Annotated in this window: 20 protein-coding genes, 1 pseudogene and 1 riboswitch; of the genes and pseudogenes, 15 read left to right on the plus strand and 6 right to left on the minus strand. The window is 45.0% G+C overall.

The window, feature by feature from the left end; translation table 11 throughout:
- The first annotated feature begins 9 nt into the window (after positions 1 to 9).
- From JNUCC31_RS30485 to bshB2, 9 genes are all read left to right on the plus strand, one after another.
- On the plus strand, positions 10 to 1,233 hold the full coding sequence (locus tag JNUCC31_RS30485) for an enolase C-terminal domain-like protein (RefSeq protein ID WP_192267038.1): 1,224 nt from the start codon (positions 10 to 12) through the stop codon (positions 1,231 to 1,233).
- Between the two features lie 34 nt (positions 1,234 to 1,267).
- Positions 1,268 to 2,110, plus strand: coding sequence for an NAD-dependent epimerase/dehydratase family protein (locus tag JNUCC31_RS30490; RefSeq protein ID WP_192267039.1), 843 nt, complete (start codon positions 1,268 to 1,270; stop codon positions 2,108 to 2,110).
- 45 nt (positions 2,111 to 2,155) lie between these two features.
- Positions 2,156 to 3,835, plus strand: coding sequence for a carbohydrate-binding protein (locus tag JNUCC31_RS30495; RefSeq protein WP_228469321.1), 1,680 nt, complete (start codon positions 2,156 to 2,158; stop codon positions 3,833 to 3,835).
- Between the two features lie 51 nt (positions 3,836 to 3,886).
- Positions 3,887 to 4,081, plus strand: coding sequence for a hypothetical protein (locus JNUCC31_RS33635; RefSeq protein WP_228469322.1), 195 nt, complete (start codon positions 3,887 to 3,889; stop codon positions 4,079 to 4,081).
- Between the two features lie 6 nt (positions 4,082 to 4,087).
- Positions 4,088 to 5,215: a family 43 glycosylhydrolase gene (locus JNUCC31_RS30500; RefSeq protein WP_228469323.1), complete on the plus strand. Its 1,128-nt coding sequence runs from the start codon at positions 4,088 to 4,090 to the stop codon at positions 5,213 to 5,215.
- 204 nt (positions 5,216 to 5,419) lie between these two features.
- Positions 5,420 to 6,184: a family 43 glycosylhydrolase gene (locus tag JNUCC31_RS33640; RefSeq protein WP_228469324.1), complete on the plus strand. Its 765-nt coding sequence runs from the start codon at positions 5,420 to 5,422 to the stop codon at positions 6,182 to 6,184.
- A 21-nt stretch (positions 6,185 to 6,205) separates the two neighbouring features.
- Entirely contained in the window at positions 6,206 to 7,891 is a 1,686-nt protein-coding gene (locus tag JNUCC31_RS30505; protein WP_228469325.1) for a carbohydrate-binding protein, read from the plus strand.
- Between the two features lie 363 nt (positions 7,892 to 8,254).
- Positions 8,255 to 8,599 (plus strand): YojF family protein, encoded by a 345-nt coding sequence (locus JNUCC31_RS30510; RefSeq protein WP_192267041.1) that lies wholly within the window; start codon positions 8,255 to 8,257, stop codon positions 8,597 to 8,599.
- A gap of 23 nt (positions 8,600 to 8,622) precedes the next feature.
- Positions 8,623 to 9,297: a bacillithiol biosynthesis deacetylase BshB2 gene (gene bshB2, locus JNUCC31_RS30515; RefSeq protein ID WP_192267042.1), complete on the plus strand. Its 675-nt coding sequence runs from the start codon at positions 8,623 to 8,625 to the stop codon at positions 9,295 to 9,297.
- Between the two features lie 221 nt (positions 9,298 to 9,518).
- Here bshB2 and JNUCC31_RS30520 read toward each other — a convergent pair whose 3' ends face one another.
- On the minus strand, positions 9,519 to 10,193 hold the full coding sequence (locus tag JNUCC31_RS30520) for a class I SAM-dependent methyltransferase (RefSeq protein ID WP_192267043.1): 675 nt from the start codon (positions 10,191 to 10,193) through the stop codon (positions 9,519 to 9,521).
- Positions 10,194 to 10,316: 123 nt separating this feature from the next.
- On the opposite strand from JNUCC31_RS30520, the pseudogene JNUCC31_RS34225 reads away from it, so the two are divergent.
- Positions 10,317 to 10,469: pseudogene (locus JNUCC31_RS34225) on the plus strand (hypothetical protein); the annotation flags it as partial.
- Positions 10,448 to 10,702, plus strand: coding sequence for a hypothetical protein (locus JNUCC31_RS33645; protein WP_228469326.1), 255 nt, complete (start codon positions 10,448 to 10,450; stop codon positions 10,700 to 10,702). The pseudogene JNUCC31_RS34225 and the gene JNUCC31_RS33645, both read left to right, overlap by 22 nt.
- A gap of 69 nt (positions 10,703 to 10,771) precedes the next feature.
- Here JNUCC31_RS33645 and JNUCC31_RS30525 read toward each other — a convergent pair whose 3' ends face one another.
- Positions 10,772 to 11,536 (minus strand): DUF817 domain-containing protein, encoded by a 765-nt coding sequence (locus JNUCC31_RS30525; RefSeq protein ID WP_192267044.1) that lies wholly within the window; start codon positions 11,534 to 11,536, stop codon positions 10,772 to 10,774.
- A 230-nt stretch (positions 11,537 to 11,766) separates the two neighbouring features.
- On the minus strand, positions 11,767 to 12,609 hold the full coding sequence (locus tag JNUCC31_RS30530) for a bifunctional 5,10-methylenetetrahydrofolate dehydrogenase/5,10-methenyltetrahydrofolate cyclohydrolase (protein WP_192267045.1): 843 nt from the start codon (positions 12,607 to 12,609) through the stop codon (positions 11,767 to 11,769).
- Positions 12,610 to 12,661: 52 nt separating this feature from the next.
- Positions 12,662 to 12,744, minus strand: a riboswitch (ZMP/ZTP riboswitch).
- Between the two features lie 229 nt (positions 12,745 to 12,973).
- Between JNUCC31_RS30530 and JNUCC31_RS30535 the strand changes: the two genes are divergently transcribed.
- The 3 genes from JNUCC31_RS30535 to JNUCC31_RS30545 are packed head-to-tail and all read left to right on the plus strand — an operon-like array spanning position 12,974 to position 14,555.
- Positions 12,974 to 13,456 (plus strand): MarR family transcriptional regulator, encoded by a 483-nt coding sequence (locus JNUCC31_RS30535; protein WP_192267046.1) that lies wholly within the window; start codon positions 12,974 to 12,976, stop codon positions 13,454 to 13,456.
- Positions 13,457 to 13,467: 11 nt separating this feature from the next.
- Positions 13,468 to 14,052 (plus strand): nitroreductase family protein, encoded by a 585-nt coding sequence (locus tag JNUCC31_RS30540; protein WP_228469327.1) that lies wholly within the window; start codon positions 13,468 to 13,470, stop codon positions 14,050 to 14,052.
- A 17-nt stretch (positions 14,053 to 14,069) separates the two neighbouring features.
- Entirely contained in the window at positions 14,070 to 14,555 is a 486-nt protein-coding gene (locus JNUCC31_RS30545) for a nitroreductase family protein (protein WP_192267048.1), read from the plus strand.
- A gap of 166 nt (positions 14,556 to 14,721) precedes the next feature.
- Here JNUCC31_RS30545 and JNUCC31_RS30550 read toward each other — a convergent pair whose 3' ends face one another.
- The 3 genes from JNUCC31_RS30550 to JNUCC31_RS30560 form a co-directional block, all read right to left on the minus strand.
- A complete protein-coding gene (locus tag JNUCC31_RS30550; protein ID WP_192267049.1) occupies positions 14,722 to 15,984 on the minus strand; it encodes an MFS transporter in 1,263 nt (420 codons plus the stop codon).
- 39 nt (positions 15,985 to 16,023) lie between these two features.
- Positions 16,024 to 16,929, minus strand: coding sequence for an ArsR/SmtB family transcription factor (locus JNUCC31_RS30555; RefSeq protein WP_192267050.1), 906 nt, complete (start codon positions 16,927 to 16,929; stop codon positions 16,024 to 16,026).
- Between the two features lie 247 nt (positions 16,930 to 17,176).
- On the minus strand, positions 17,177 to 17,839 hold the full coding sequence (locus JNUCC31_RS30560) for an MBL fold metallo-hydrolase (RefSeq protein WP_192267051.1): 663 nt from the start codon (positions 17,837 to 17,839) through the stop codon (positions 17,177 to 17,179).
- Between the two features lie 311 nt (positions 17,840 to 18,150).
- Between JNUCC31_RS30560 and JNUCC31_RS30565 the strand changes: the two genes are divergently transcribed.
- Positions 18,151 to 19,068, plus strand: coding sequence for a hypothetical protein (locus JNUCC31_RS30565; protein WP_192267052.1), 918 nt, complete (start codon positions 18,151 to 18,153; stop codon positions 19,066 to 19,068).
- Positions 19,069 to 19,105: the final 37 nt, after the last annotated feature.

The raw sequence follows: 19,105 nt of genomic DNA on the forward strand, positions 1-19,105 counted from the left end.
AGTGAACGCATGGCTAAAATTACACGGATCGAATGCATACGTACAAGGCGTGACGGAAGCTGGACCATTGTGAAGATTTCGACGGATCAGGATGGTCTTTACGGATTGGGTTCTGCTTCCGATCTTTATAATCCCGAAGCGGTGGTACAGGTCATCGAACAACTGCTGGCACCATTACTCATAGGCAGGGATGCATCCCAGATTGAAGATTTGTGGCATCTCATGCATATGAGCGGATATTGGAGGAATGGGGCAATACTTCATACGGCCATTGGTGGAATTGACATGGCCCTGTGGGATATCAAGGGCAAGGAAGCGAATCTGCCGGTATATCAATTGTTAGGAGGGGCCTGCCGTGCGGCAGTTCCCTGTTACGGCCATGCCGGAGGTGCTGATATCAGCGAGCTGAAAGAAGACGTATCTCGTTTTATGGAAGAAGGATACACGGTCATTCGAGTGCAGATGGGAGGTTATGGTGGCGGGGGATTTGTCAGCGGCAAGGACGCGAATTTGCCGCGCGTGCCCTGGAGCAGCGGTCCTGTATTCGATGAACATGCGTATCTGCATGCTATCCCCGACATGTTTGAGAAGTTGCGCCTGGAATTTGGGAATGGGATTCAGTTTACCCATGATGTGCATGAACATTTGTCTCCCATTCATGCCATTCAGCTGTCAAAGCGGCTTGAACCTTATCATCTTTTCTTTCTGGAAGATGCACTCGCCCCGGAACAGATCGGATGGTATCGACAGCTTCGTCAACAGAGCGCTACGCCGCAGGCTGTGGGAGAATTATTTGTTAATCCTCAGGAGTGGACTGGTTTGATTCAAGAGAAGTTGATCGATTTTATCAGAGTTCGGGTATCGAAAGCAGGCGGAATCAGCGCTTGCCGCAAGATCGCTACGTTGGGCGAAGCCTATGGAGTACGAACAGCCTGGCAGGAGGGTGGGGAGAATGATCCTGTTAACCAGGCGGCTGCTGTCCATCTGGATATGGCCCTGTGGAACTTTGGTATCCAGGAAATCAATCATTTTAAACCTCATGAGTTGGAGGCATTCCCGGGACATATTGTCAGAGAGGGCGGATATCTATATCCTTCCAGCAAACCGGGGCTGGGCATTGAACTGGATGAAGTGAAGGCCAAATCATTACGAAGTGACTCATGGGATCCCGACAAATATCATCGGCCGTATCCTCTGGACCGCAAAGCGGATGGAACTTTGGTGCGACCCTAACGAAGTGACCAGAACAGACAGGAGAGATATAGGAATGAAGACGATTGCAGTTACAGGCGGAGGCGGAAAGCTGGGTTCACAGGTCATTGAGAAGCTGCAATTACAGGGTCATGATGTCGTATCGCTGGATAATCATCTGTCTGATCGGGTTCGTTGCAGGCAGATCATTGTTGATCTGAACGATTACGGTCAAGTCGTGGGAGCGTTTGCCGGAGTGGATGCGATCATCCATCTGGCCGCGATTCCTGCGCCCCTTCACTACCCACACACTTACATTTTCGCTAATAATACTCTTTCCGGATACCATGTGCTGGAAGCAGCTTCTATGCTTGGTATACAAAAGGTGGTCATGGGCTCCAGTGAATCATCCTACGGATTTGCCTGGGCAAAGAAGCCTTTTGCGGCGGATTATTTCCCGGTGAATGAGCAGCATCCGCAGCAGCCACAGGAATGTTACGGTCTGTCCAAAATCGTTAATGAAATCACTGCCGAAATGTTTCATCGGAGAAGCGGGATGCAGGTGATTTCACTCCGTTTTTCGATGATTATTGGACCGGGAGAGTACAGACATCTGGCTATTGCGAAGGCGGAAACGTTCAAGCACATATTGTGGAGTTACATTGATATAAGGGATGCCGTGGATGCTTGTCTTGCTGCTCTGCACGCCGATTATGATGGGGCTGTTCACGTTAATGTTACTGCTAATGATACGTTAAGTGATCGCCAAACGACAGAATTGCTCGCCACCTTTTATCCCGATGTCAAAGATCTACGGACACCTTTCTCTAATCGAGAAGCCATGGTCAGTAATGGAATGGCGAAAGAGGTTTTATCCTGGGGTCCGAAGCATTCGTGGACGGATGAAGAACAGGAGTAACTCACACGCAACTATAATGAATAGGGGGATACTATGCTAAATTTCATGCAAAAAAGCAAGAGAGTATTGGCTTTTGCAAGTGCGGCATTATTGATTCTTACGTTGTGTTTGTCTATTTCTCCTTCCATCGTATCGGCAGCATCTGCTTTTAATCAAACGCAGGCTTCCAGCTACAATAGCCAATCCGGAGTCCAGCTGGAAAGTTCCAGCGAAGGCGGGCAAAATGTCGCATTTATTGACAACGGTGATTACATTGTATTCAACAATGTGGATTTTGGTAACGGTGCCAATTCAATCGACGTGAGAGTAGCCAGCAATAACAGTGGCGGTACCATCGAGATCCGTCTGGATAGCCTAAACGGGACACTCGCGGGAACTGTTGCTGTTCCAGGTACGGGCGGGTGGCAATCCTGGCAAACGAAGTCCGGGTCAATCAGTGGTGCCACTGGTGTACACACAGTCTACCTTAAATTCACTGGTGGCACCGGGAATTTGTTCAATCTACTCTGGTACAAATTCAGTGCATCCGCCGCTGGTGGCGGAGGAGATGTCGTAGGCAAATTGTATGCCGGATATCAAGGCTGGTTCAACGCAGCCGGAGACGGTTCACCGAACGGGGGCTGGGTGCATTGGTCCAAAAATAGCAGTGCGCCATCAGCAAATGGCAACGTGAATTTCGAACTGTACCCAGACCTTCGCGAATATTCCAAGCTGTATCAGACGAGTCTGGCGAACCTCGGCAATGGTTCTCCTGCCAAATTGTTCTCTTCATATGATCAGGAGACGGTCAACAAACATTTTGAGTGGATGCAGACCTACAATATCGACGGTGCAGCATTGCAACGGTTCGGCGCAGATGAGAGCGACACACCGAACAATTGGAAAAGCAACCGGGATAGCGTAGCCGTCAAGGTTAAGAATGCCGCGGAATCCTATAATCGCAAGTTCTATGTCATGTATGACATTACAGGAATGAATGCGAGTAATTGGGTACAGGCAGTCAAGCATGACTGGACGACCAATGTCGTGAACAACATGCACCTTCCATCCTCAACAGCCTATGCGAAGCAGAACGGCAAGATGGTTGTCTGTATTTGGGGTATCGGGTTTACGGATCGTCCGGGTACTGCTTCAGAAGCGGCCGATTTAATCGGTTGGTTCAAAAATCAGGGAATCTATGTCATTGGCGGCGTACCTACGTATTGGAGAACGGGCAATAACGACTCCCGATCTGATTTTATAAACGTCTACAAATCGATGGATATGATCTCGCCTTGGTCTGTTGGCCGCTTCGGTAATATTCAGCAAGCAGACAATTTCAAAACGAATCAACTTCAGCCTGACCTGGCCTTCACCCAGCAGAATGGAATTGATTATCAGCCAGTGATCTGGCCGGGTTTCGCTTGGTCCAATATGACCGGTGGCCCAAGAAACGAAATTCCGCGTTTGCATGGTGACTTCATGTGGAGGCAGGCCTACAATCTGAAGAGTATAGGTATCCATACCGGATATATTGCGATGTTTGACGAATACGATGAAGGTACTGCCGTTGCTAAGGCGGCAGAGAACAGCTCCATGATTCCATCCAATCAATATTTTCTGACGCTGGATGCCGACGGTGTTGCCGTATCTTCTGACTTTTATCTCCGTCTTGCAGGGGACATCAATCGCATGCTAAAAAACCAGATTCCAGTGACGGCAAACCATCCAACAAGCCATCAATAGAGCCCAAAGGGCGTGATTTTAATAAGTGAGTATTCGTTCAGGAGGATTAAAATGATTACTAATGATATTGACTTTGAAGCCTTACGCCAGAAGACTACATCCCTTAATCCAACAATCACATCTATATATACAGCAGATCCTTCGGCCCATGTATGGAATGACGGTAAAGTTTACATTTACGCATCTCATGATATGGACCCGGCCCGAGGATGTGATCTGATGGACAGATATCATGTTTTCTCCTAGGAGGATATGGTTCACTGGTTGGATGAAGGGGAGATACTCCGTTCAGACGACGTTTCCTGGGGCAGACCAGAGGGTGGCTTCATGTGGGCGCCTGACTGTGCATACAAGAATGGAACCTATTACTTCTATTATCCGCATCCGAGCGATTCGAACTGGAATGATTCCTGGAAAATTGGAGTTGCCACCAGTCGCTACCCAGCGCATGGCTTTACGGATCAAGGGTATATCGAGGGGCTTGGCGGATTTGCACTGATTGACCCGTGTGTACTTGTAGACGATGACAACAGCGCCTATATCTATTATGGTGGCGGCAGTGTCTGTCTAGGAGGTAAGCTCAATGAAGATATGATGTCTCTGGAAAACGGCATGACAGAAATGCAAGGGCTCGAGGATTTTCACGAAGCAGCCTGGGTGTTCAAAAGAAACGATCTGTACTATCTAACCTATGCGGATAATTTGGAAGGTAACAACCGCATGAGATACGCATCAAGCGAGAATCCGCTTGGTCCATGGACGTACAGAGGCATTTTCCTGGAGCCGACCGGCTGTTCCACGACCCATGGCTCTGTAGTGGAATTCAAAGGGCAATGGTATCTTTTTTATCACAATCAAGCGATCTCTGGTGAAGGTACGCTGCGAAGCGTATGTATTGACTATCTGGAGTTCGATGAAGATGGTTCCATCAGACCTGTGGTTCAGACAAGGGAAGGTGTGTCCTCCGTCGGTCCAGCCCCAGTTCCTGGCCAACAACGGAAGGTTTATGCGGGTGCAGCCAGTGAGGTTTTTGAAGGAGCAGAAATCAGGAAATTGCAATCCGGTCAAACTGTGATTGGGAATCTTCAATCCTCAGAAGCGTACGCCTTGTTTAAGAATATAGATGGAGGCGAAGGCGGAAGAGCATCGGTTGAGCTTCATTATGCGACAGGTGAACGACTGGCTAAATTGCATCTGACGGTCAATGACCAGGACTATTCCTTGCTGAATGCTCTATCCACTGGCGGGTTGCAGGAATTCGGCGGGATCACAAATATCACCGTTCCTTTGGAGTCAGGCAATGTTAACACAATCCAAATTTCAGGTGGACACGGAGAGATCAATCTTTTATGCCTCACCGTTACCCCACTGTTGGATTAATACGTAAGAAACAGGATAAAAGAAGAAACCTCAGGAGAGTATTTCTGAGGTTTCTTCTTTTATGTATGAAATGACGAAATGTTATTTCTTTTTGTAACTGCTTACTTTATGCTTGATTTTAACACCAGATGTACCACACAATGGCACAAAAGCATTTTGTTGTATTTGTAAGCGGTAACAAAAAACAGACTAGGAGGAAATCATGTGAGTAAGAGTCGTCGATTCATGTTCACGCTGTTGGTCATTTTATTAATGGTTTCGTCGGTGCCACTCCCTGCCACAGCCTATCAAAATCCGCAAACGTTACCGGATGAATGGGGACAATATGGACTCGGGGACCCCTATGTATTGAAATTTAATGGATACTATTACCTGTATGTAAGTACAAGAGATACGGACGATGGTGTCAAAGTCTGGAGCTCCAAAGATCTGGTGAATTGGTCGTACCGTGGATTAGCTGCTACAGATCCTATTACGCACGGAGCTTATGCTCCTGAAGTCGTGTACTGGAACGGCATGTTCTACATGTATACATCACCTGCCGGTAAAGGTCATTACGTGCTGAGCAGCACAAGTCCTACCGGACCCTTCAATGTAGTAACGGGCAACCTTGGAAAGTCGATTGACGGTAATGTGTTCATTGACGATGATGGTTCGTTCAGCTTCTATCACGCCGCCCAGGGCCGCATAGATGCAGCACCGATGAGCAGTCCGACTGAGATCGGCGTGAGTGCGTCTACAGGAGTGGGGATGGGAGGCTGGACTGAGGGTTCAACCGTCTTCAAACGAAATGGAAAATACTATATGACCTATACAGGTAACCACGTATTTAGCAAAGGATATCGGGTGGATGTGGCAGTTAGCACCACAGGTCCGCGGTCCGGATATGTTACGTATAGCACAAACCCGGTATTAATTCGTACAGAGGGCCCAACCGTGGGATTGGGACACAATACCGTAGTAACATGACCTAATCTGGACACTCACTATATGATGTATCACAACTTGGAAGGTAACGGAATAATTGGACCGCTGCGGCATCTGAACATGGACCGAATGGTATGGAATAACGACAAGATGATCGTGCAAGGTCCGACTTCAACGGATCAACCCAATCCAGAAATGCCGGTTTTCTATGACTACTTCGATCGTTCTGCAATCGGTAGCAATTGGTCCAACGTGAACGGTGGTAATTGGGGCATTTACAATCAGGAACTCTTGTGGCAAAATTCGATGGGCAGCTCAACTTGGTATAAACAAGTGACCGCTTCGAGCAGCGCATTGGATTATACGGCTGAATTTAACATGAAGGAAATGAATCGGGGAACGTCCACCAATCCGAGATACGGCGCTACATTCTCCTATACGAATGAGAACAATTACGGGGTTGCGCTGATCAGTTCGAAGAACAAAAGACTTGAGACATTTTTCCGAATTAACGGAGTGGATCAGGCTTGGCAAACATTCGATTTGCCTGCCGACTTCAATTATTCGAAATGGCATAACATACGGATAGAAAAATCGGGATCAACGTTTAAATACTACGTAGATGGTATGTTCAAAGCAACACGTACCGCCACTGTAGGAGCAGGCAAAATTGGTGTTCTGACAGAGGATACACATGCGGACTTCGGCTATACTGCCTTTAACAATGATGTGAACGGAAGTAGTGCATGGAATGCCTCCAAGCCGATTCCAGGCACAATCGAGGCAGTTCATTATATGAAAGGAGGCGAAGGTGTCGCTTATCATGATACAACGGCCGGGAACCTGGGCGGGGCTTATCGGACCGATGCCGGGGATATTCGCCTGAATAACGAAGGACTGTTCAACTTAGGGTGGAATCAGACTGGAGAATGGTTTAAATACAAAGTAAACGTGGAGTCAAGTGGATATTACGATATTGATTTTCGCATGGCTACTTCGTTGAACGGGGCTCAGATCCGAGTGTGGGATGGTGCGACCGACTTAACGGGTATCGTCAATGTACCTAATACGGGCGGATGGGATAATTGGAAAAACATATCGAAGAAAAAGGTCTATTTAAATGCTGGACAACGGGAGTTAAAGGTTGAATTTGTAACAGGCGAGGCCGATTTCTCAAGAATGACATTTCAGAAAAATGTTGATGTTACAAACGTGAGCGATAATTTTAACGATGGCAACGATAATGGATGGATCCGGTTTGAAGGAACCTGGGCGGTAGAGAATGGTGAATACAGTGCAGCTAGCTCCGGTCCTGCCAAATCTACATTCGGGGATTCCGGATGGGCGGATTATACGGTCGAGGCTGATATCAAAATGAATGACTCAGGGGGAGACGGGGGGTTGCTCGTCAGAGTGTCCAATCCATCCCACGGCACGGAACTGGGCCAGAACAATTATGATCCTTTACAAGGATATTACGCTTATCTAACTACAAGCGGGGTCAGTCTGGGAAAGATGAATTATAATTGGGCGCTCCTTAAGAGCAACGCGCAGTCATATTCTACGAATACCTGGTATCGTATGAAAGTTGCCGTTAATGGCACAAACATCAAAGTTTATGTGGATGATATGGTCAATCCGAAAATCGACTATACCGACAACAGCCTGAATCCGTTCACGCATGGCAAAATCGGTGTTAGAACGGCAAACAAGCACACACATTTCGATAATGTATCCGTTTCTCCTTGAGATCGAAAGCATAAACGCGGAGAATGAAATGGTTATAAAGAGAACTGAGAGTATTAAAGTCGCCAATTGGCGGCTTTTTTGTCTTAACCATATAAGCCATCGTCATTTCTCAGTAGCCAATTCAACAAGTTCATTGTTAATGAAATGATGTGGATGATATCGTACATCATCCCCAACTCGCGTCACTTCGGAAACTGCTTGAGTCGCCGTCCGTCCATCCATGTGCAAAAAGAAGAGGATTTTACAGAAATCGGTGAGTAGAGAACTGCAAAAACATTACTCTCTTTCATTTGCTGTCTATTCTCACAACACATATGTTAAAATGGATCTAGCAACTTACTTTTTATGAACAAGGAGGCCGCCATGCAGCCAATAGAGCCTCAAGACATCCAATCACGGATTGATCGTTTTCTCGATCAGGACCTATATATGCATCTCGAACTTACATCAGGTGCATACGCCAGTCACTTTGATAGTACCCGTCATCCAGGGTCGGCGTTCATTTCCAATGCGGTCATACGATATACGCAAGGATCTATCTCCGGCACGGGACCCTACCGAGTTGGCTTAAAAACAACTCACGGCTGGGTATATGCTGAGGGACTTACACACATTGACGAGCTGGAAAAGGAACGAATCATTCTGGCGGGTCACGACAGTCAAGGAAAGCTGGTTGTAGCTTTACAACTTAGTCGGGAAATGTTCTGATGAAAGCGGAGGATCAATTAAGAATGAAAAACAAACAGTACGAACATCAGCGCATTTTGGTTGTGTTTCCGCATCCCGATGATGAAGCGTTCACGGCTTCGGGAACGTTGGCGAAGTACATAGAAGGCGGTGCTCACGTCACTTATGCTTGCCTGACACTAGGGGAGATGGGACGTAACATGGGCATTCCGCCGTTCGCCAACCGGGTCACCTTGCCAGCAATCCGTAAGGAGGAACTCATAGAGTCCTCTAATGCGATTGGCATTCAAGACCTGAGGATGCTCGGTTTTCACGATAAAATGATTGAATTCGAAGACCCTGAACTGCTGGATGGTCAGATCATGGCGCTGCTCAAAGAGCTGAATCCGTCACTGGTCATTACGTTCTATCCGGGATACAGCGTGCACCCCGATCATGATGCAACGGGAGCCGCGGTTACTCGAACGATTGGCCGTTTACCAGCAGAAGAGAGACCCGTTGTATACTGCTGCGCGTTCTCAAACAATCACGAGCAAGATATCGGTAAAGCGGATGTGATTGAAGATGTGACCGGATTCCTTGCCCCCAAAATGGCATCGATTCGAGCTCACCGATCACAATTCCAAGCGCCGGAGCTTGTCGGCAAGCTGGAATTGGATGATGAACAGATCCGAAACCGATTTGGACGAGAATCATTTTGGACATACCGATTCCAGTAATTTTTATTTTTCAAATCGTCAGACAAAAAGTCGCCCAATGGGCGACTTTTTTGGTTTTTACCTCCCAAGTTTCTTCAAATAGAGTAATTCAAAATAAACGGATATAACAATAATCCCTGGAACTTGATTAATGACAGCACAGGTTTGGTTTGACACCGCGATAGAGTGCAGAGGTTGATAGAGCCGACCCTGAGCATTTGTTGCTCGTAATCCGGCCTTTCTTATTTTTGTGCGTAAAACACCGCAAAGTCCAAATATTTATACACGCAATCCACCATGCTGAAGCCGGCTTCCTCCAACCACACTAGCTGATCTTCCAGAGGGGCGTTGATGTCTGCTTTCCGTCGTTCAATCGAAGCCGAGATGGCTTCATCAGATAATCCGCTCCGATGAATCGATTCCAACCAGCGTTGGCGGTAATAAGCGTCCGTATCAACTGTTCTTCCCTGAACCTGGTCCGCGTTAATGAAGAGCCCACCAGATTCCAGCAGTTCGTGAACAGTACAAAATACGTTTTTCTTGTCAGCGTGGTTCAGATGATGTATGGAGAGGGAGGAGATAACCATATCGTAGGAACTGGTAAAATCATGTCTGGAATAATCCCCTACGACATACTGCACTTGGGTAGTATCTCTAAATCTTTGACGTGCTCCTTCAAGCATTTTTTCACTAATGTCTACCAGAGTTAGCTGTGCTTTTGGGTATTTTTGCAGCAGCATTCCGGAGAGTAGTCCCGTGCCAGCGCCCAAATCGAGAATACGCGGGGATTCTAGAGGGCTTTCCATCAGATCCAGAGCCATTCCATAAAACTCATCAAAACAAGGGATTAGCTGTTTTCGCTGTACATCATAGTCTTCGGCTATCCGATCGAACAGTTGCTTAACCGTAGGTTTCATTGACGCATCGCTCCTTGAGGTCTTTTTCAATATTTTACAAGAGCGATAAGCTAAGGGGAAATACTGAATATGGATAAGTTTATAGGTTAGAACTATGGGCTTCAATCCACTTTCAAGGGTAACCCCGACTACTATGTGGATGTTGAAACGCTGCCCTCTGATTATAATCTGAAAGAGCTTGAGACAGCGGGGCGAGATGACTTGGCAAAAGCCGGTACGGTGTCTGACTATAGTGGAGAACGACTCCTTTTCCGATGGTGTTCGGACAAATATTAGACCCATCTATTAAACGTATAACCATCGAGATCAAGGAAAACGGGAAGCCTATAGTTTCCGAAGCTAAGCTGGTGGAGGTGGGCTCGGAACAAAGAATCTGGTTTGTATTCTTGCCCTTGTCAGCTAAGATCCCCTATGTAATTAAGGGATTCAACGATAAAGGAGAGTTCATCACCCATAAACAAATTGCAGATCCGAATGACAGTGGTTCCATGATTCTAGGAGAGAGTTAAGGAAGGTGTAGTAAAAAGGGAACAACCCATGGTGTAAAGGTTGTTCCTTTTTTGCTATTGCCAATAAAACTATCTACGATTAGCTTTGACATATTTCAGTTGTGCAACAATGATCACACTAATAATGACCAGTAGGAACCACGAGCTGATCTTGCTAAAACTGACCAGTTGCCACGAGTCATGCTGGTCAGGGTATTTCCAGCCATTAAAAAATGTGGCTATATTTTCAGCGGTCCAGATGAAAAAACCTACGATGATAAAAGCGAGTGTTAACGGCATTCGATAGGTAGTTAATCGTACCCGGTAGATAATCCATGTTTTCCTAAATACTATAAATACAAGCGCAGTAAGCCACCAACGAAAATCGGGAATGAAATGATGTGTGAAAAAATTGATGTAGATGGCTCCGCCTAACAGAACCGAAGACGCGAACCCAGGCCAACCAGTCATGTCCATACGCAATCTGCGCCATATTTGACACATAAAGCTTGCTACACTTGCATACATAAATCCACTATAAAGGGGGACGCCAAAAAGCTTGGTAAAACCAGGCTCAGGGTATGACCAGGATCCCATCCATACTTTATACATCTCCAGTACCAATCCAATCACGTGAAATATACATATAACTTTGATTTCATCACGTGTTTCCAATCCGCTGCGGTACATAAGGTATTGCACTGCTAATAATACAAGCAGAATGGCATCATAGCGATAGAGAAAGGGTATCTGAATTACGCTAGAAAGGGCCAACGTTCCAAAGATTGCCACAGGAAAAATGCAACTCATCGCCTGATGATAACCAAAATGCAGGAGCTGTACTAAAGGTTTCAATTGATGTTTATCTCCTTCCCAAGAGCCTTGCTCATAATAATATAGATATGGTCCGTTTGTAAAAAGAGAAAAAAAGATCTCTATATTTTCTTATTTTCAATCTTAACCGTTCATTAGTGTTTATGGATTGAGAAATTCATTTTGGAGTGCTTGTCTGATTCGGAAATATTCAAAGCAAAAGGCCCCTCCAAATGGAAGGACCTATTTTTAATAGTTCATTTTATGCATCTTCAGATTGTTTTAAATGCTGACTTAATCGTATGTTCAATGAGCGTCGCAATGGTCACAGGGCCAACGCCGCCCGGTACTGGTGTAATTGCTGAAGAAGGAGCAAAGCAAGTATCATAGTCCACATCTCCGACATTTCCTTTGTTATAACCTGCATCGATAACGACAGCACCAGATTTAATCCATTCTCCTTTAACAAAGAGCGGTTTGCCCACGGCTGCAATAATGATATCGCCAAGCTTCACGATTTCTTCCAGATTCATGGTTTTGGAGTGGCAGGTCGTCACCGTTGCATTCCGGTTAAGCAGCATGGCTGATACAGGCTTGCCCAGAATTGGACTTCTTCCAATGACCACCGCATGTTTGCCCTCGATTTGAATATTGTAGAAATCCAGAATACGCATAATAGCCTGTGGTGTGCAGGAAGGAAATTCGGCTTCTCCAAAAGCATTAAGTGCAAAACCGAGGGTCGTTACACCGTCAACGTCTTTCTCGATACTGATGGTATCAAAAGCTGCTCTTTCATCGATATGATTCGGGACAGGGTGCTGGAGCAAAATGCCGTGTACGGAAGGGTCATCATTTAGCTTGTTAATCTCTTGAATCAATTCCTCTGTGGTGGTGTCCGCAGAAAGAACGACCTTAATGGAATGCACACCAATGCGAGCACAAGCATTTCCTTTCATTCGCACATAGGTCGCTGAGGAAGGATCATCTCCGACCAAAATCGTCGCGAGACAAGGCTGGATGCCTCTTTTCTTAAGAATGGCAACCTTTGAGGCCATGTCTTCCTTCATAAAATCCGCTACCGTTTGTCCATTCAAAATCAGTTTGTCTGTACTCATATCTCACATCGCCCTTTCAACATAAAAAAGAGGCAAGGAAATAAATATTCCTTACCTCTGCCCAGGCGTACGGCTTATTACAAAACCAATATGCTCCCTCACGGTTCACCGTGTTCGCCAGTTACATATGGTCGTTTGAATTGTTTAGATAGATAGTACTTGAAAAAGAAGAAATGTTCAATAGTTTGGCAAATGAGCAGACCCGTTGTCAGCGAAAAAATTTTAATCATGGTAAATGTAGTTGATAACCATTATCATTCATGCTATATTGTTAACAATTAAACAATATTTATTGGAATTCGTAATTCAAACCTGAATTTAAAAGGTTTTTTTTGTTTATCAGTAAATAAGGAGTGAAAGAAGGATGGATTCAAAAGATCGAACAAAACAGTTGCTTTATGACCAATTTATCCGTTTATTACATGTATATGAGCATCACAAGGATACGGAAATCGAGCATTTTCTAAGTATCGCCCAGCGTGAAAGCATCGAGAAAATCCCCCAGCATTTGACCGCGGTTCATATGATCGATTGCATTGGCAAGCATGAACCTATTAACAACACGGGCATTGCCGAGGCGATGAATTTGTCCAAAGCAAGTATCACCAAAATTGGCAAGAAACTGCTGGAGGAAGGATTCGTCAAACTCACGAAAATGAATGACAACAAGAAGGAGAGCTATTTCCGGTTGTCAGCGCAAGGCAAAAAGATATTTGAACTGCATGAACGTCTGCATGTACATGAGGCTGAACATTTCTATCGTAATTTGGACAAATATTCGGAAACGGAGCTAAAAGTAATCCATCGATTTCTTCAAGACAGCAGTATAAATATTGAATCCAGGTAAAACGAAGGAGAGTGAAGTATTTGAGTCTGGCGGAATTGATCAGGGAACGCAGGAGTATTCGTAAATGTAATTCCAAGCCGGTTGAACAGGAGTTAGTTGTTGAATTGCTGCGCAAGGCCACACGGCTTCAACCATTTGTTGAAGCTGGCTCGTGGCGTGTGGTATATGCCGGAACTCCCGAAGCACGCAAACGGCTGGTGGATTGCATGCTGGAACAGATGTCGCAGAGCAAGTTGGGGAAGCTGATTCCGGGAAAACTGCTGGATGTTTTTAAAAAGAGGTTTAGCGATATTCCTGCTCATGCCATTGTTATGTCGACTGTAGGACCGGATCGTCTGACCAATGACCGCAATTATGCGGCTGCCTGCGGGACGATGCAGAGCTTCCAGCTGCTGGGCTGGGAACAAGGGTTAGGAATGCTGTGGGATACAGAGTCCATGATTCAGCATGAAGGATTTTTCCAAGGGATTGGACTGCGCGAGGATGAAAGATTTGTTGGCATTCTTCATATGGGATATTTCGACAAAGCGCCAAGAAGTCGGAAAAGAACGCCAGCTGAGCAGAAGTGGACTGTATTGCGAGGGCAGGCTACGTAGAAGAGGAGGATGTATAAATGAAATTGTTCGATCTGGAAGAAGACATGGATAATCCGAGTGAGTTTTTGGATCGACCGGTATCGCAGGCGCTGATCCTTGAATTGCTCAATCATGCCGTATGGGCGCCAAATGATGGACTCCGTGAGCCATGGCGATTTATCTTTGCCGATAACCGTAATGGGAAGCTTATGCAGGGATTGCAGGAGCACGCTCCAGCGTATCTTCTGGTCCTGGTGAAGGAAGAGGCGGATCATCATAAGCGGGAAGAGGACTTTGCAGCCGTCTTCTGCCTTATTCAAAATTTCCGATTGCTGGCCTATGAGCAGCGTCTGGGTGTGCGCTGCACCTTGCATGACTGGATGTACGATCGGAGCCGTGCTGAAACGTTGGGTGTACGGAGTAACGAGCGGATTGCTGCGGTACTAGAATTGGGATATGGCACTGAACAGCTGGAAGGGAAATCCGAAATAGCTGAACCTCAGCTTCAGTTCGAACTGTTGTAGCGGGGAAGATGTAAGGGAAGAGAATTCAAATGAATGAGGAACGACAAAACCTTGATAGGGATTGTCGTTCCTTTTTATGTGGTGGTGTGTATCAGATTTGTAGGTTACAAGCGAGCCAGACTTTTACGACGAATCCAAAGATCTACCACTGTAGAAAATGACATTTCTATAATGTGTTTATTCCCTTGTTATGAGAATTAAATGGTGATTTATTCTGTAAAGTAGATAAATCACCATCTAAATTCTTCAGATTGGGAAGGAATGCTGCAGCGGCCGAACAAAGCAAAGGGAGCAGACCCAAAGACAAGAATAAGAAAGGCAGACCATAGAGTTCTGCAACTGCTGCACCTGCAAAAGCACCTACAGGCTGCAGTCCGCTACCAATGAGGAACCGTATTGAGTTGACTCGGCCTTGCAGAGGTCCAGGGACAAGTGTGCCATGCAAAGAAGAACTGAGAGAACCAAAGAAAGGTCCTGCTGCACCGGCGGCACATAAAGCCACGAGCGCAAACGGGTAACTCGGGAATAGGCCCAGTAAGGCGTTAAAAAGCCCGATGGCGGCTAGGCTGCACAGCATGACTGTCCGTCGTCTTTTGATTTCACCCATCCACGAGATGATCAATAGTCCTACTAATGTGCCACATGCTGAAGCAGTGGTCAATGTGCCCATTGCAGTGGCATCCCGATCTAACACTTCACGAACAAAAGGAATCATCATCGTCCAGATCGCTACAGAAGACATGTTGCTGATCGAAACCATGCCCATAATCGAAAGCATGGCCGGGAAACTACGATAAAAGGAGAAACCTTCGTGAATATCTTTGAGATAACCTTTGATTGAAAAGGAGGCCTTAGCTGCTACTGGCTTCTGCATTGTGGGCAGATAGAGCAACGTGGCAATGGCGGCGGTGTAACAAACAGCGTTGATGCCCAGCGTTGGCAACGCCCCGGCGGCGGCAGTAAGAGCACCGGCCAAGGCTGGGCCCAACAAGGCAGCTGCATTACGGCAGCCGTCGATTACCGCGAATGCACGCACCAGTTTGCGTTCATCGGATACTCCAGGAACAATTGCCATTGCGGTTGGCATGAATAGGGCAGAACATGCCCCGCTTAGTCCTGCGGCCAGAAAAAGGTGCCATAATTGCAAGTGACCTGCGAGTCCCAAACTCAGCGGTAATAAGAGGGCAAGTAACCTAACAGAAGCAAGCACTGCCATGAACCGCCCTCGGTGTAACCGATCAGATAAAGGCGAGCCGAGCAACCGAAAGGCCACTTCTGGAATGCTAAAGCTAAGTGCCATCGCACCCATGGCCATCTTAGATGCAGTTATTTCATAGACAAGCCATTCCATAGCCAGAAGACCAAATACGTCACCAAATGAACTCAGAGTGACAGTAGCTAGTAAACCATAATAACTGCGCTTGAGCATGAGTGTTCCTCCATGTGCGTAGGTTAAAGGGCATTATCATCATTCTTTAATATAAGCTGAAATCTGTTCGGAAAGCTTGTTGAGAGCTTCTATACGCAAGCTGTAAGAGGTAGTTTTCTGGTTATAATGCACGATGACAAGCCCCGCTGCCCTCAATGAAATCAGGTGGTAGTGTATTGTGCTCTTAGAAAGTTTAACCTCGCTAACGATCTCAGTGAATGTTAACTGCTTTCCGGCCAACAAGCGGAGAATGTATAATCTGGTCTCGTCGGACAATGCTCGAGTTAGACGCAACAACCTATGTTCAGGTCGGCCCGTTGCTGGTGGGAGAATATCGGCAGAGTAACTGGTGAAAATAACTTCATCAAAGATGGCTGAGGTGACAAAGGGACGAGCATGATATTGAGGGATTAGAATTACTTGTTTGAGCAGAGGTGTGGGATATAGACGCATACCTTCCGTTGCCTCCTCATAGACCTCGAGGTCATTGGTTCCGTTCAGACTGGACCGCCTAGTTTCAGCTTCTAAGGCAAGACCTTCGATAATCGTCGAATCGATTTGGCTGAAATAGTGTGTGTCCCATTCACGCAGCGCTTCGGATGTCCGGCTGCGCAGTTCCGGGAGATTGGAGGGGACGGACAACTTAACGTTAGCAGCGATGTCATATAGCTGGCCTGTGGTTAGGTCTTCAATCCAATCCAGAAAACCACCCACTGAGCGTTCTCCAGGACAATTCCAAATATAAGGCGCAAGGCTAAAGTCGCCTACAAGTTTCATCGTCTCCCGCATTTGTTGCAGTTTGGCAGGGGCAAACCGATCTTGTACTTCTTTGACCCATAGTTTTCCAGCATCCAGAGCATTATGATTCTGTTTGCTTATGAAAACCGTCAGGCTACTTACACATTCATAAATGGGTGCGAAATCAACTTCCACTTTGTAGTTCATAGATCGAATTTTCTCCTCGTCTTTTGTGTTCTATATTTATAGAACAACTAATTTGTTTTATTGTATACGAACAATTATGGGTTTGCAACAAAAATATCTAATGATTTACTTATTCTCTTCAACCAAAAAAGACGTTCCACGGGTGGCGAGCACCTGAAGAATCGTCTTTATGATTTATAGTGACAGCCAAATGAGCAGACATTAAAAACTAACCGAATGATACTCTCCAAAAGTGTATATTAAAACTTTAATCTTGGATGAGTTCTGCTAGCTGATCTTTCACATTTACATCACATAATCCCCCGTGGTAACAAATGACAGATGTAATGTCTAGATCTGCATACTTTCTTAACGAGAGTTTTGCTGCGTTCATATCCGGTGTAGTCGGGGCGTGAATTCCCCCAAGCATACCGTCTACACTGTACATGGAGTCTCCGGCAATGAGAATTTTACTTTCCTTCAAATAAAGACTGATATGACCAGGTGTATGCCCAGGCGTGTGAATAACGCAAATCCCGCCGCAAAACGGCAGTTCCTGACCATCTATTAAAGTATGGTTTACTGTGCCCTTCGGGGGATTTTCGAGGTGACCATCTTTTATCAGAGGCAGTTTCCCTTGGATGTACGGCTTATCCATTTCGTGTGCATATACTTTAAGTTCGCTGCCACATGTCTGCAAAATTTCCGGAAGATTCCCTATATGATCGACATCCTGATGGGTCAATACCACGGCCTTTAATCTGTCTAACGAGACGCCAGCCTTCTCCATAGCCTCACGCAAATCCTCGAATTGACCTGGAAAACCAGTGTCTATTAGAATAGTCATTTCTTGATCCTTTAAAAGAATGGGGTGGATCACATTCCCATGATAATCCAGATGGAGCATTTCAACTCCCTTTGAAATTTCCATATGATTCGTCCTCCGTAGAAAGAAATTGATAAGTAAAGTATCTCTTTGTAAACGAATCAACTTCGTAAAAAGATACGGGGTAGAAAGGGGAAGGGGAGGATCTAACTTCTTAAAAAAAGTTTTAAGATGACATTTTGAGATATAGACAGTTCCTTCAAAAATAATATTAATGGTAAAATAAAAAAAGGAGGGGATATCATTTAGCTTACACAGCTACAATATTTGAGCAAAATACTGAATTCAAAAGGGTAAACTTTTATTATTGAGTAAATACACAGATGGTATAGAAATGTGGGAGGTGCAAGGTCATAGTGAAGAAATTAATCTTGGCAACACTATTATTCTTAACGTGTTACGTATTATTCTCATCCAATTCAACGGAAGCTTCAACAACAGTTAAAACCGCTGTATATACCTATAAAGGTCAACCGTATGTTCAAATTAGTGGTGGAAATGCAATAGTTAGAAAAAAAATAAATGATACTTTAAAGGAACATACGGTAAGAGTAGCTAATGACAATAAGGCTCTCCAACAGAATAATAGTGTAGCTTGGAACAAAACGAGCGTGAAAACAACTTACAATAATAATAAAATATTATCTGTAGCTTACACAGATGGGCTCAATTACAGCGATGACAATATAGGAACATATGTATCCATTATTTTTAATTTTGATCTTGCAACAGGTGACCGAATTACATTATACGATTTAGTAGATTCTGATCAAAAAAAGGCCAATCTTGTGTCTATTTTATCTCATAACCTTCAGCTCAAGTATAATAAGGGAATTAAAATTTATGAAAAGAGTATATATGATATTCCGATAGGCTCTTTCACATCATTTTATTACTACGATAATGGTATAGTTGTTCGATTTTATCCCTCTCAAATTGCAGAATTGTCAGAGGGGTTTATAGACATAAAGGTTCCATTCTCACAGTTAAATGAAGAAATAAATAGATTGGGCCCTCTTATCACTTATTTAGATTATCTCCAAAACAATGTGACTGATTATGTTGATACTGAGATGGAATACTTTGATGGATATAGTATAAGGAATAGTTATCAACTCTTAAATGGTGAAATATGGAAGCAAGTTGAGCCAAACTTTTTTAGCCTTCAATCATATTCGTTGTATCCGAAAGTACGCATATATAAAGATAAAACACGCTATTATATGTGGGTTGAGGGTACAGATGACGCAGTAGAGGTTGAGAGGATTAAATAATTTATAAGCATAGAATTTATTTCTCAGCCGTCCTTCT

It is taken from the genome of Paenibacillus sp. JNUCC-31 (assembly GCF_014844075.1).
Taxonomy (GTDB): Bacteria; Bacillota; Bacilli; order Paenibacillales; family Paenibacillaceae; genus Paenibacillus.